Source organism: Glutamicibacter sp. NPDC088483 (genome assembly GCF_044753145.1).
Lineage (GTDB): Bacteria > Actinomycetota > Actinomycetes > Actinomycetales > Micrococcaceae > Glutamicibacter.
Genome location: NZ_JBIVMP010000003.1, coordinates 400,120 through 412,258 on the forward strand (window position 1 = coordinate 400,120; position 12,139 = coordinate 412,258).

Consider the following 12,139-nt stretch of genomic DNA (forward strand, 5'->3'; position numbering starts at 1 on the left):
AGCACCCAAATTCGTTTTCATGAAAGGAGACCGAATGTCGGCGCCAGCCCAGACACCGCCTCGAATCAGCGAACCGCTCAAGCCCCGCGACGCTTCAAGGGCGATCAAGCGCAGTTCAATCAAGCGCGACCGGTTCTTCCCCTATGCGCTCTCAGCTCCCGCAGCATTCCTGGAACTGCTGATCCACATCATCCCGATGCTGCTCGGCGTATGGATCGCCTTCCTCTCGCTGACCCAGTTCTCCATTGCCAACTGGGTCAAGGCCCCGTTCGTGGGACTGCAGAACTTCACCACCGCGCTGGACCCCAACGGTCCGATCGGTTCCCAATTCTTCGACGCCCTCGGGCGCACCTTCCTGTTCACCTTCCTGGTAGTGGCAATCGCCTGGAGCCTTGGCATCTTCGCCGCGGTCTTGCTGGCATCCAAATTCCGCAGCAACGGATTCTTCCGCACCCTGTTCCTGGTGCCCTACGCACTGCCAAGCTACGTCACCACCATCGCCTGGGCGTTCATGTTCAACCAGCGCGATGGCATGGTCAACCGCTTCCTGGTCGAAGACCTCGGGATCCTGGAGGAAGGGCCGTTCTGGCTATTGGGCGGGAATTCCTTCTTTGTCATGGTGGTTGTCGCCGTCTGGCAATTCTGGCCTTTCGCTTTCCTGATGCTGCTGGCCGCCCTGCAATCCATCCCGAACGAAGTCTATGAAGCCGCTTCCCTGGATGGAGCCAGCCTGTGGAAGCAGTTCACCAGGATCACCCTGCCAATGATCAAGCACGCCAACGTGGTGCTGCTTTTGATGCTGGGACTGTGGGTGTTCAACCAGTTCGACATCCCCTACCTGCTCTTCGGCCCGGTGTCCCCGGAAGAAGCAACCCTGATTTCCCCGTTGATCTACCAGCAGTCCTTCAACAACTGGAACTTCGGCGTGGGTGGCGCCTTGAGCGTCGTCCTGCTGATTGCCCTGCTGATCGTCTCAGCGTTCTACATCCGACTTGTCATGCCGAAGGGAAAGAGCATCGATGATTGAGACCCGCGGCTTCCGCATCCTGCGAGTTTTCGGACTAGCCTTCATCACCCTGATCATCGTGCTGCCGCTCTACGTGGTGCTCACGACCTCCATCAAGCCCCTCAAGGATGTGCGCGGCGCCTTCGAGTGGATTCCCTCGGAAATCACGCTGGCCCCGTACCTGGATATCTGGACCACGGTGCCGCTGGGCAAGTACTTCGCCAACTCGTTGATCGTGACCATCAGCGCCACCATCCTCTCGGTTTCCATCGCGATCCTAGCCGCCTATGCGCTCTCGCGCTTCGACTTCCGCGGGGCACGGTCCTTCCGGCTGATCGTGCTCTCCACCCAGATGTTCCCCGGCATCCTGTTCCTGCTGCCGCTCTTCTTGATCTTCACCCAGCTGGAGCGTGCCGTGGGACTGCAGCTGAACGGAACCTACCTGGGGCTGATCGTCACCTACATGACGTTCTCCCTGCCATTCTCCATCTGGATGCTCACCGGCTTCTTTGCCGCCATGCCCAAGGAACTGGAAGAGGCGGCCATGGTCGATGGACTTGGCCGGCTCGGCGCACTGCTCAAGGTGGTCTTGCCGGTAGCACGCCCGGGGATCATCGCGGTGTCGGTCTACTGTTTCATCACTTCCTGGAGCGAAGTGCTCTTCGCCAGTGTGCTCACCAATTCGGACACCAGGACGCTGTCCATCGGCTTGCAGGCCTACGCTTCGCAGACCGATGTGTACTGGAACCAGATGATGGCCGCCTCGGTGGTGGTATCGATTCCGGTGCTGGTCGGTTTCCTCTTCGCGCAACGGCACCTGGTCGCAGGCTTGTCCTCCGGCGCGGTCAAGTAAGAAAAGACAAGGAATTACATGTCCCATTTGAACAGCCAGCAGGCTGCACCGGCCATGCAGGAACTGAAGGTCGGCGTCATCGGCGGCGGCTTCATGGCCCGGACCCACGCCGATGCGATCCGCCGGGCAGGCGCCCAGCTCATCGGGGTGCGGTCCAACGGCGAGCAATCCACCCGCCAAGCGTCAGCCGCCCTGGGCGTGCCCGGTTTCGGCAGCGTCGAAGCGCTGCTCGCCCAATGCGACGCCGTGCATGTCACCTCGCCCAATGCGTTGCATGCCGAGCAGGCAGCCGCTGCACTGGCAGCTGGCCTGTCCGTTGTTTGCGAGAAGCCGCTGGCGACCAGCGCCCGGGAAGCCGGCGAGCTGGCATTGCTGGCATCGCGTTCCCGGGCCGTGGCTTCGGTGCCGTTCGTCTACCGCTACCACCCCATGGTGCGGCAGGCCCGGGCCCACGTGCAGGAAGGGAAACTTGGCCGGCTGCTGACCGTGCGTGGCCAGTACCTGCAAGACTGGATGCATACGGTCAGCGACAGCAACTGGCGGGTAGAACCAGCCAATGGCGGACCTTCGCGGGCCTTCGCGGACATCGGTTCGCATCTGGTGGATCTGCTGGAATTCATTGCGGGGGAGCGGATCGTTCGGCTGAACGCGACCACCTCCATTGCCCACAAGCAGCGGGGCGCCGTGGACGTCGATACCGAGGATGCTGCCGCCTTGATTGTGCAGATGGCTTCGGGAGCCATCGGCACGCTGATGGTGTCACAGGTCAACGCCGGCCGGAAGAACGCCTTGACCATCGAGCTGTCCGGAGACCGGTCGGCGCTGGAATTCAAGCAGGAAAAACCGGAAGAACTGTGGATCGGCAAACCCGACATGTCCTCGATCCTGTCCCGCCAGGCCGCTGACCTCAGTCCCGATGCCGCACGCTTGTCGGTGGTCCCTGCAGGACACCCGATGGGCTACCTTGATGCTTTCGCCGCTTTCGTGGCCGACACCTACGCGGCGATCCGTGGCGAAGCGCCCGAAGGGCTTCCAACTTTTGCCGATGGCGCCCGCGCCTGCCGTTTGACCGATGCCGTTCTGGAATCGGCTGATTCCGGGGACTGGATCGACACCGATGACTAGAGGAGAAACCACCATGAACGCGACGCATCCAGTGACGCTTTTCACCGGCCAGTGGGCTGATATGCCCTTCGAAGAAGTCGCCCGGCTGGCTTCAGAATGGGGTTATGACGGATTGGAAATCGCAGCCAGCGGTGACCACCTGGACCTCAACCGTGCCGACGAGGATCCGGCCTACCTCCAGTCGCGGCTGGAAATCCTGGACAAATACGGGCTGAAAGCCTGGGCGATCTCCAACCACCTGGGCGGCCAGGCTGTCTGCGATGATCCCATCGACTTCCGCCACCAGGCCATCCTGCGCGACTATGTCTGGGGCGATGGGGATGGGGAAGGCGTCCGCCAGCGGGCCGCCGAGGACATGAAGCGCTCGGCCCGCGTCGCCCGCAAGCTCGGTGCCGATGTAGTGGTTGGCTTTACCGGCTCGAAGATCTGGCAGTACGTCGCCATGTTCCCGCCGGTTCCGGGCGAGGTCATCGATGCAGGCTACGAGGACTTCGCGGATCGATGGAATCCGATCATGGACGAATTCGATGAGCAGGGGGTGAAGTTCGCCCTGGAGGTGCACCCATCCGAGATCGCCTACGATCACTGGACCACCGTGCGCACCATGGAAGCAATCGGCCACCGCGAAGCGTTCGGGCTGAATTGGGATCCCAGCCATATGTTCTGGCAGGGCATCGACCCGGTCGCATTCATCACCGACTTCGCCGACCGCATCTACCACGTGGATTGCAAGGACACCCGGATGCATCATCCCAACGGGCGCAATGGCATCCTGGGTTCCCATCTCCCGTGGGGCGATCCCCGCCGGCGCTGGGACTTCGTCTCCACCGGCCACGGAGACATCAACTGGGAAGATGCCTTCCGCGCACTGGACTTCCACGGGTACAAGGGCCCCATCTCCATCGAATGGGAAGACGCGGGAATGGACCGCTTGCACGGTGCGAAGGAAGCTGTGGGCTACATCCGCAGCCTCCTGTTCAAACGCCCCGAAGCGTCCTTCGACGCGGCATTCTCGAACCAGTAGCACCTGGCTAGGATGGACGCTTGCCCTGCACCCGCGAGGTAATCACCGAAGCAGTGGCGCGGATCTGCAGCAGGAGAGTCTCCCACTGCTCTTCGGGGACACGATCGGCCAGGAAGGTGACAGCAACGGCGGCCACCGGCCAATCGCTGGAATCCCGGATTTCTACCGCGAGCGAGTGGAAATCCGGGGTGACATCTCCGCGCTCTACGGCATAGCCGCGCTGCGTGCTCTGGTCCAGCTCGCGGCGCAACTGCGAGTAGCTGGAGATCGATGACTCGGCCACGCGCTCCGTGAAGCTGGCGGTACCGGGGTAGAGCGCGCGCACCTGGGATTTGGGCAGCGCGGCGAGAATTGCCCTGCCGGATGCGGTCAGGTGCGAAGGCAGGCGAACACCCACGTCGGTGACCAAGGATGGCCGGCCCTTGGCGCGTTCTTCGACAATGTAGAGAACATCGGAACCATGCAGCACGGCCAGGTGGGCGCTTTCGCCGACCTTGTCGACCAGCTGGGCAATCAGCGGGGCACCCAGCCGTGCCAGCGGTTCCTGGCGGGTATAGGCGCTGGAAAGCTCAAAAGCGGAGACCCCCAGACCATAGGATTTGTCCTCTGGATAGTGGGTGATGAATCCGTGCTCCAGCATCACGTTCAGCAGCTGGTAGACACTGGATCGAGGAAGCTCCAGCAACGTGGCGATCATTGCCGCCGGAGTCGGGGTCTTCCGGCTGGCCAGCAACCTGAGGATCCGCAAGGTGTTATCGGCCGCTGGAACCTTGCTGCCCATGGGGCCTCCTCAATGAATCGTGCATAGTGCTCTGCAAGGAACTCTAGCAACCTGGTCTGCCGTTTCCTTCGATAGTCCAGGCTGCTGGGCTGGCTGCCGGCGGATAATGCAAGGCACCCACAACGAATGAAATAAATAGTCGCTGGGATCAGCGCCATTCCAGGCGGAGATCCCAGCGACTATCGGCCAGAAATGAAAGGTCTAGCGCGTCGTGGAACTGAGGAAATGATTCAGCTCGTCAAGGGTTGGAGGATTCGCCCCGGCGCGCGACACGGTGATTCCCGCGCACACCGAAGCGATCTGCATGACCTTCTCCAGCTCGACGCTGTCCAGCTGCGTGCCATCGCGAAGGGACTTGGCCAGCGAGCTGTCCAAGATGGCGTGGAGCAGCCCGGCCATGAACGCATCACCGGCGCCGACCGTATCTACGGTACGCACCGAAATCGAGGGAACCATGACCTCGCTTTGCCTGGTCCGGGCCTCGGCTCCGCGTGCGCCGAAGGTAATGATCGCTAGCGATGCCCCGCGCTCCAAGAAGTGCTCCAGGATGCGATTGGTGTCCCATCCCGGATAGAGCCACAGGGCGTCTTCGTCACTGAGCTTGACGATATCCGCCAGCCCGGCCAGCTTCTCGATCTGCTTGACCGATTCTGCCCGGTCCTCGACCAGCTCCGGACGCAGGTTCGGATCGAAGCTCAGGATCTGGCCCGGTGGGGAAGCCTCGAAAGCCTCATGGATTCGAGCGGCACTCGGACCCTGGAACGCTGCAACGGATCCTGAATGGAACAAGGTGGCTTGGGTCGAAGCCATGCTCTGCAATTTGCAGTTCAGCTGGAACTCGTAGTTGGCATCTCCGGACTCATCCAGCACGACGGTGGCGCTGGAAGTCTGCGCATCGGTGTGCGATCCGGCTGCGAGCTGAACGCCTGAGGCCGCCACATGTTCGGCGATCAGCCGACCATGCTCGTCATCGCCGATGTCCGTCTGGAGCAGGACTTCGTGGCCCAATCGGCCGAGTCCAACAGCAACATTCATCGGGGAACCGCCGGGATGCGCCACACCATCGACGATATCGACTAGGGCTTCACCGGCAACCTGAATATTAACCATGACATCGATCCTACGTAACCCGGAGGGAAAAAGCCCATCGGGGTGATCATACGTTCAGCCTGTACCCACGTTTGATGACCGTGGCGATGATTTCTGGTTGCGGCAACGCCTTGCGCAGCCGGCTCAAGGTCATATCCAAGGCATGCTTGGAACTGGCTTCCGGAAGTGCGGCCCCTAGTTCGTCGCGGGAGAGGACGCTGCCGCCCGCCTCGATCAGCGCGCGCACCAATTCGGCCTGCCCGGGAGTCAATTCGCAGTTTTCGTCCTGGACTGAGAGGGTGCGACCGCGCAGCTGCACCTGGCCGTGGACTGTTTGCGCCTGCAACGTGCCCAGCGAGGCCAGATGCTCCACGAGCTGGCCGATCATCGCACCCATGCGATGGCGCTCGGGAACCAGCGGGCAGATGCCCGCCTCGATCAGCGGGGCAGCAGTCACCGGTCCAACGGTGGCCACCGCGACGCGCTCGGCCAGTGAGCGCAGCAGAGCGGGCAAGCGACTGCGCGCCTTGGCAGCGGCGAACAGCGCGTGCACGCTCGGCGCGCTGGTGAAGGTCACCGCGTCGAAGTGGGCGGCGCACAGGCCCTCCACCAAAGCAGAAATCCCGCTATCGCTGCTGGTGTCCTGCCAGCGGTAGGGCTCCACCTTCAGCACCCGGCGAGCGCCCAGCTCGCGCAGGCTCTGGGGCATTCCATGGTCGGAATCGGCATGAAGCTGCAAGGCGACGGTGGCGCCCTGGAGCTTGCCCTCCAGCAGTTCCAGCATGGAGGCGCTGCGCCCGTCCTTGGCCACGGCGGCCGGTTCCAGGCCCAGCGCCTTGACGGCGCCATGGGCTTTGGCCCCGCGGACGTAGAGCTGCGCCTGCCCGAGCGCTGCCAGCAGCTCGTCGCCAATGCCGGCAGCCTCGGAGGTATCAACCCAGCGGCGCAGTCCGTAGGCGGTTGTAATGACGGCTACCTGCGGACGGACCTCAATCAGCTTTTGCGTTTGGGCGATCAGTTGCTGCTCGTCGTCCAGCGGGGCGAGCTGGAGCAGCGGAGTATGGGTCACCTCGGCGCCGCGGCGTTCGAAGGCTTCGATGAGTTCTGCGGAACGGCGGTCGCTGGTGACGGCCAGCCGGAAGCCGGCCAAGGGTTTGGGGCTGCTCATCAGGCCACTTCCAATTGCGCTGCCAGCGCGGTCGGCTCTTCTTGCGCTGCCGCGTTCACCAGCGTGGCCGGCAGTCCAGCGACTTCACCGATGACAATGACTGCAGGATTGGAATGGCCGCGGGCTGTTTCGGCGAGATGGGCTAGCCGTGTGCAGCTGGTGCGCTGGATGTCGGTGGTGCCGGATTCGACGATGGCGCATGGCATTTGCGGGTCCATGCCGACCCGGTGCAGCCCGGCGACGGTCTGCTCGATGGTGCCCATGCCCATCAGGATCACGATGCTTCCGCCCAGCTTGGCCAGGTGGTCAAGCTGCGCATCGCTGAGTGGATCGTGGGCCGAGACCACGGTGAACATGGTGTTCACCCCGCGGGCGGTGACCGGGATGCCGGCTGCTGCCGGCACGGTGATGCACGAGCTCAGTCCCGGGATGACGCTGATCGGGATGCCCGCAGCGGTAGCGGCCGCGATTTCTTCGAAGCCGCGGCCGAAGACGAAGGGATCTCCGCCCTTGAGCCGGACTACGGCAGCGCCACCGCGGGCCGCTTCGATCATCAGGGCTTCGATATCCCGTTGGGTGAGCTTGTGGTGTCCGGGAAGCTTGCCGACGTCCACGATTTGAGCTTGCGGTGCGAGAGCGGGCAGGTGCGCTGCGGGACCGAGCCTGTCGGCGAAGACGACTTCTGCTTCGGCCAGGGCCCGCACGCCGCGCAGGGTCAGCAGGTCCAATGCGCCGGGGCCGCCACCGAGCAGGGTGATGGATCCGGCCCGGGTCGCTGGTCCAAGGTGCATGACGGGAATGCGCGCTGCCTGCACCACCGAGGCGAAGCGCTGCGGTTCGGCATCGCAGATCACCAGCAGGCCGGCTTGTTCCAGCAACTGTATTGCCTGGAAGGGCCCGTCGGCGGTGAGCACCGTGGCGCCCTCCGCCTGGAAGCGCAGCGCAGTATTTTTGCTCCCGGATTTACTTCCAGCGATCAGCACAGTGCATCCGCGCAGTTCGAGGTCGATGCCAATCATGGTTTCCTTGATTCTGCTCGAGTTTCTAGGGGTGACATGGGATTCTCCTTGAACTAGTGGATGCACCCAGCCTAGGCCCCCAGGTTTTCCCGGAGGTATCGCAAATGTTTCAAGCGCAATAATTCGAGTAAAGGTTAACCTTTTCGAAATGTTCGCGAGGGTAAGACGAAACACAAAGTCTCTAATGTAAATATTGTTGCGAGGCACTGGCCTGGCTGATCCTGCAAAGTTCAGTGAGCGAATACGCGGGAGACTTGCCGAGCTCTGCCTGCAACGGGCACGCTGGGAACATGGAATCCCTGTTCGACGACAGCGCACTGCCCCGTACCGGGGGAGCCTTGCGCCCAGGAGCCTGGCACTTGCCGGGGTGGCTGGACGCGCCCGCGCAGCAGTGGATCGTCCGGCGCTTCTTCGAATGGGGCAGCGGGCCTGTTCCGCCGCACCGCACAGCCGTCAACGGCCATCCGATGAGCGTGCAGAGCTTGTGCCTGGGGTGGCATTGGAGCCCGAACCGCTACTCCAAGACCGCTGACGACCTGGACGGGCAATCAGTGGCGCCCATGGAAGACTGGCTGGTCCGCTTGGGCAAGCAGGCGGTCGCAGAAGCTACTGGTGACCTGCAGCGCGCGCAGGACTACCAGCCCGATGCGGCTATCGTGAACTACTACGACGTGCAGGCCGCCATGGGCATGCACCAGGATGCGCAAGAGCGCATCAACGCCCCCGTGGTTTCGCTGTCCATCGGCGATTCGGCAACATTCCGCCTGGGCAATACCGAGAACCGCAACCGGCCATGGCAAGAGATCCGGCTGGCTTCGGGGGACCTGTTCGTCTTCGACGGCCCCTCACGCTTCGCCTATCACGGGGTGAGCAAGATCCATGCCGGGACCGCGCCTGCAGGCCTGGGCCTTGGCGGCGGACGCATTAACATCACGCTGCGCCAGACCGGGCTGGAAGCGAACTAGTTCCCCAGGTCGATCGTGGCAGAGAGCGCGTAATGATCGGAATCGGCGATTTCCAGCCGCTCCAGGCCTGCTGATTCGACGCCGCGCAGCATCACATGATCGATGCCGAGCATCGGGAACAGGGACCGCGGCCAGGTCAGGGCCAAGCCCCAGTCGCTGTAGTGGGCTTCCTCCAGCTGGTTAGCGACCGGCGCGAAGTGGCGGTCGGAGCTGGTGGCGTTGAAGTCTCCGGCGGCAACGATCCTCGGAGAATCGTCATCGGCGAGGTAGCCGGCCAAGGAAGCAAGCATCATGTCCCGCTCGTGATGGCCGGTAGGCCTGGCCGACGCCGCATGCACAGCGTACAGGCGGACATCCCCTTTTTCGCTGGCCACGTCCACCCGCAACGCGCGGTCCCAACCCAGGCCCAGATCCAGGGGCTCTGGATTCTTCAGCGGATAGGCGCTCCACACGCCTACGGTGCTGACCATGTAGCTGTAAGGGTGGGATTGGGCGAGCTCGGCGGTGATTTCCGGCTCCTGGCCTTCACCGATTTCCTGCAGGGTGATGACCTGCGCGCCGTTGGCTGCCAATTCGCGGGCAGCCTGCACGCCCGCAGACTCGTGGACGTTTTGCGTGGCAACCAGCAAGGAAGCTTCTGGTGCGCGCCGGTCCGAAGGCAGGAACGCCGGCCCGAAGAGCACAGCCCAAACAACGACCGGTACGAGCAGGCCGATGAAGCTGATGCGTCCGCGCACCACCAAGGCCATCAGCAAGAGCACTGGAATTCCGAGGCCCATCCACGGGGCCAGGTTATCGACGATCAATCCGAGACCCAGGACATCGGGGATCTGCTGGTGGAACACCATTAGCCCGGCCAGCGCGAGACAGAGCATGACAAAGAAGAACCTCGCGATTATTCGCGAGGCCGACAGGCGATGGTGCGATGAATGAGGCATAGGACTTAATACAGTGGCACAAAATACTGTGGGATTCGTAATTTTCCGCTCGGGGATTGCCACTGTCGCCCGATGCAGTCACTACGATGGATAAGAGCGCCGAGGGAGCCGCTTCCCAAGACCCTGCCATGAATTGAGAAATTGAATGACTGCCTATGTATCTGGCGGAAAACTACTGCTGGCAATTATTGCCTTGGCCATGGGCGGCGTCGGCATCGGTGTCACGGAGTTTGCCATGATGGGCTTGCTCCAGGAAGGCGCCGCTGATCTGGAAGTGGGCTATGCGCAGATGGGCCTGATGATCAGCGCCTACGCAATCGGCGTGGTGGTGGGCGCCCCGGTGCTCACTGCGCTGGCTGCCAAGATCCCGCGCAAGCGTGCGGTGCAGCTGCTGATTCTCTTCTTCACGCTCGCCAACCTCTCCTCATTCTTCGCTCCGGACTACAACACCATGCTGGTGACCCGCTTCCTTGCAGGCCTGCCGCATGGGGCCTACTTCGGGCTGGCCGGGGTGCTTGCCGGCAGCCTGGTTCCGGCCACAATGCGCGGACGCGCCATTGCCTGGGTGATGCTCGGGCTTTCGGTGGCCAACGTTGCCGGTGTCCCGTTGGTGACCCGGCTCGGCCAGGAATACGGCTGGCGTTCGATGTTCCTGGTCGTCACTGCGATCGGCGTGTTGACCGCTGTGCTGATTAGCTTGTTCGTCCCATGGCGCAAGACCGATGCCGGGGCGAGCATCCGCCGCGAGCTGACCGCCTTGAAGAGTGCCCAGGTGTGGCTGGCGATGCTCACCGGCATTGTCGGCTTCGGCGGATTCTTCGCGGTGTACTCGTACATTTCGCCCACGCTGACCGAAGAAGCAGGACTGCCAATTGAGCTGGTGCCGCTGGCTTTGGCGCTCTATGGCGTAGGCATGGTCGTTGGTTCGCTGGCCGGTGGCAGGCTTGCCGACTGGTCGATCTTCGGCGCGATCAAGCTTTCTTCCGTTTTCATGATCGCCACCATGCTGATTTTCGCTGCCGTGACGAGCTGGGTGGTTCCGACGATGATCATGGTCTTCGTGATGGGCGCGGTGGGTTCCTTGCTGATCCCTGCGTTGCAGACGCTGCTGATGGATTCGGCCCCGCATGCGCAGTCGCTGGCTGCCTCGCTGAACCACTCGGCGCTGAATGTTGCCAACGCGCTGGGCGCCGCCCTGGGTGCCGCGGTGATTGCCGCCGGTTACGGCTTCCGCGCCCCATCTGTGGTCGGCGCTGGCCTGGCCGCCTTGGGCCTGCTGATCGCGTGGATCACCCAGATCCGCGCGAAGAAGGTGGGCCTGCTCGTAGGCCGCGAAGCTTTGGAAGCCCGCGAGCAGGCGCGCATCCACTAGCGCTTCGGATAGCTGGTCACCGCGGTGATGTTGAACATCCAGACCACGCCGAACTTGTCGCGCAGCTCGCCAAAGGAGTCGCCCCACGGGGCCCGCTCCAATGGCATGTTGATCTGGCCGCCTTCGCCCAATCCTTCCCACCACCGGGTCAGGGTCTCCGCGTCGGCTCCGGCCGTCCCGTCGCTGCTTAGCGCGATCACGCCATTGCCCCGGACGTCCATTTCAGGCGGGGTGTCCGAGGCCATGAAGTGCAGGCCGCGTTCAACGAATAGCGAGGAGTGCATAATCTGGTCGGCAACGGCCGGATTATTGTCATTCATGCCTTCTTGGAAGGTCATCATGGAAAGCTCGCCACCGAGTACCTGGTGGTAGAACTCCATAGCTTCTTTGGCGTCTCCGGCGAAACGCAGGTATGGGGTCAGTCCGATGGTCATGGGATTGCGCCTTTCGAAGGAATGGGTGGGGCCGGCAGGTCCCGACCCATATTCTTCCACTTGGGGAGCACCGTGTGAATAGAGGATTGTGACCAGCGTCTCGAACAGCCGATTTGGAGTTTTCGGCAGTGCTCCGGTAAAGTTTTATCTCGGTTCAGGGGTTCTACAAGCCACTGGAATCACCTCGTTTGGGGGTATGGCGCAGTTGGTAGCGCGTCTGCATGGCATGCAGAAGGTCAGGGGTTCGAATCCCCTTACCTCCACCAAATGGAAAAAAACCGGGAAACATCAGAAATGATGTTTCCCGGTTTTTTTGCATTCTCCCAAGTTCCCAACAGGCCATGCTGTAGGGTTGGCTCAACTTC

General features: G+C 62.5%; 12 protein-coding genes and 1 tRNA gene. 7 read left to right on the forward strand and 6 right to left on the reverse strand.

Going from position 1 to position 12,139, the window contains the following annotated elements; all coding sequences use genetic code 11:
- Nucleotides 1–34 precede the first annotated feature (34 nt).
- The 4 genes from ACIP6G_RS08650 to ACIP6G_RS08665 are packed head-to-tail and all read left to right on the forward strand — an operon-like array spanning nt 35 to nt 4,008.
- Nucleotides 35–1,027 (forward strand): carbohydrate ABC transporter permease, encoded by a 993-nt coding sequence (locus tag ACIP6G_RS08650; RefSeq protein ID WP_105656350.1) that lies wholly within the window; start codon nt 35–37, stop codon nt 1,025–1,027.
- A complete protein-coding gene (locus tag ACIP6G_RS08655) occupies nt 1,020–1,859 on the forward strand; it encodes a carbohydrate ABC transporter permease (protein WP_105656351.1) in 840 nt (279 codons plus the stop codon). Before ACIP6G_RS08650 ends, ACIP6G_RS08655 begins: the two co-directional genes overlap by 8 nt.
- A gap of 18 nt (nt 1,860–1,877) precedes the next feature.
- The gene (locus ACIP6G_RS08660; protein ID WP_365943715.1) at nt 1,878–2,984 is read left to right on the forward strand and encodes a Gfo/Idh/MocA family oxidoreductase; all 1,107 of its coding nucleotides are present in this window, start codon (nt 1,878–1,880) and stop codon (nt 2,982–2,984) included.
- Between the two features lie 13 nt (nt 2,985–2,997).
- Complete coding sequence (locus ACIP6G_RS08665) at nt 2,998–4,008, forward strand: sugar phosphate isomerase/epimerase (protein ID WP_365943714.1); 1,011 nt, start codon at nt 2,998–3,000, stop codon at nt 4,006–4,008.
- A 7-nt stretch (nt 4,009–4,015) separates the two neighbouring features.
- Here the strand turns inward: ACIP6G_RS08665 and ACIP6G_RS08670 are convergent, their stop codons facing one another.
- From ACIP6G_RS08670 to cobA, 4 genes are all read right to left on the reverse strand, one after another.
- Nucleotides 4,016–4,789 carry an IclR family transcriptional regulator gene (locus tag ACIP6G_RS08670; RefSeq protein WP_105656353.1) on the reverse strand — a complete coding sequence of 258 codons (774 nt, stop codon included), beginning with the start codon at nt 4,787–4,789 and terminating at the stop codon, nt 4,016–4,018.
- A 201-nt stretch (nt 4,790–4,990) separates the two neighbouring features.
- Entirely contained in the window at nt 4,991–5,899 is a 909-nt protein-coding gene (locus ACIP6G_RS08675) for a carbohydrate kinase (protein WP_105656354.1), read from the reverse strand.
- Between the two features lie 46 nt (nt 5,900–5,945).
- On the reverse strand, nt 5,946–7,046 hold the full coding sequence (locus tag ACIP6G_RS08680) for a uroporphyrinogen-III synthase (RefSeq protein WP_105656355.1): 1,101 nt from the start codon (nt 7,044–7,046) through the stop codon (nt 5,946–5,948).
- Nucleotides 7,046–8,065, reverse strand: a complete 1,020-nt coding sequence (gene cobA / locus ACIP6G_RS08685; RefSeq protein WP_286134062.1) for a uroporphyrinogen-III C-methyltransferase — start codon at nt 8,063–8,065, stop codon at nt 7,046–7,048. The genes ACIP6G_RS08680 and cobA overlap by 1 nt, the downstream gene beginning before the upstream one ends.
- Nucleotides 8,066–8,355: 290 nt before the next feature.
- Between cobA and ACIP6G_RS08690 the strand changes: the two genes are divergently transcribed.
- A complete protein-coding gene (locus tag ACIP6G_RS08690) occupies nt 8,356–9,030 on the forward strand; it encodes an alpha-ketoglutarate-dependent dioxygenase AlkB (protein ID WP_365943713.1) in 675 nt (224 codons plus the stop codon).
- Here ACIP6G_RS08690 and ACIP6G_RS08695 read toward each other — a convergent pair.
- Entirely contained in the window at nt 9,027–9,905 is an 879-nt protein-coding gene (locus tag ACIP6G_RS08695) for an endonuclease/exonuclease/phosphatase family protein (protein WP_365943712.1), read from the reverse strand. The genes ACIP6G_RS08690 and ACIP6G_RS08695 overlap by 4 nt on opposite strands.
- A gap of 208 nt (nt 9,906–10,113) precedes the next feature.
- Here ACIP6G_RS08695 and ACIP6G_RS08700 point away from each other — a divergent pair, with 208 nt between their 5' ends.
- Complete coding sequence (locus tag ACIP6G_RS08700) at nt 10,114–11,340, forward strand: MFS transporter (RefSeq protein WP_365943710.1); 1,227 nt, start codon at nt 10,114–10,116, stop codon at nt 11,338–11,340.
- Here the strand turns inward: ACIP6G_RS08700 and ACIP6G_RS08705 are convergent.
- Entirely contained in the window at nt 11,337–11,774 is a 438-nt protein-coding gene (locus ACIP6G_RS08705) for a VOC family protein (protein ID WP_365943709.1), read from the reverse strand. The genes ACIP6G_RS08700 and ACIP6G_RS08705 overlap by 4 nt on opposite strands.
- Before the next feature lie 190 nt (nt 11,775–11,964).
- Between ACIP6G_RS08705 and ACIP6G_RS08710 the strand changes: the two genes are divergently transcribed.
- Nucleotides 11,965–12,040: transfer RNA gene (locus tag ACIP6G_RS08710), tRNA-Ala, on the forward strand.
- The last annotated feature ends 99 nt before the right edge of the window (nt 12,041–12,139 follow it).

Excerpts from the sequence above, each read along its gene's own strand:
- ACIP6G_RS08670 (WP_105656353.1), bottom strand. The coding sequence starts at position 4,789 with ATGGGCAGCAAGGTTCCAGCGGCCGATAACACCTTGCGGATCCTCAGG.
- ACIP6G_RS08690 (WP_365943713.1), top strand. The coding sequence starts at position 8,356 with ATGGAATCCCTGTTCGACGACAGCGCACTGCCCCGTACCGGGGGAGCC.
- ACIP6G_RS08650 (WP_105656350.1), top strand. The coding sequence starts at position 35 with ATGTCGGCGCCAGCCCAGACACCGCCTCGAATCAGCGAACCGCTCAAG.
- ACIP6G_RS08695 (WP_365943712.1), bottom strand. The coding sequence starts at position 9,905 with ATGCTCTGTCTCGCGCTGGCCGGGCTAATGGTGTTCCACCAGCAGATC.
- ACIP6G_RS08665 (WP_365943714.1), top strand. The coding sequence starts at position 2,998 with ATGAACGCGACGCATCCAGTGACGCTTTTCACCGGCCAGTGGGCTGAT.
- ACIP6G_RS08660 (WP_365943715.1), top strand. The coding sequence starts at position 1,878 with ATGTCCCATTTGAACAGCCAGCAGGCTGCACCGGCCATGCAGGAACTG.
- ACIP6G_RS08700 (WP_365943710.1), top strand. The coding sequence starts at position 10,114 with ATGACTGCCTATGTATCTGGCGGAAAACTACTGCTGGCAATTATTGCC.
- cobA (WP_286134062.1), bottom strand. The coding sequence starts at position 8,065 with ATGATTGGCATCGACCTCGAACTGCGCGGATGCACTGTGCTGATCGCT.
- ACIP6G_RS08675 (WP_105656354.1), bottom strand. The coding sequence starts at position 5,899 with ATGGTTAATATTCAGGTTGCCGGTGAAGCCCTAGTCGATATCGTCGAT.
- ACIP6G_RS08680 (WP_105656355.1), bottom strand. The coding sequence starts at position 7,046 with ATGAGCAGCCCCAAACCCTTGGCCGGCTTCCGGCTGGCCGTCACCAGC.
- ACIP6G_RS08705 (WP_365943709.1), bottom strand. The coding sequence starts at position 11,774 with ATGACCATCGGACTGACCCCATACCTGCGTTTCGCCGGAGACGCCAAA.
- ACIP6G_RS08655 (WP_105656351.1), top strand. The coding sequence starts at position 1,020 with ATGATTGAGACCCGCGGCTTCCGCATCCTGCGAGTTTTCGGACTAGCC.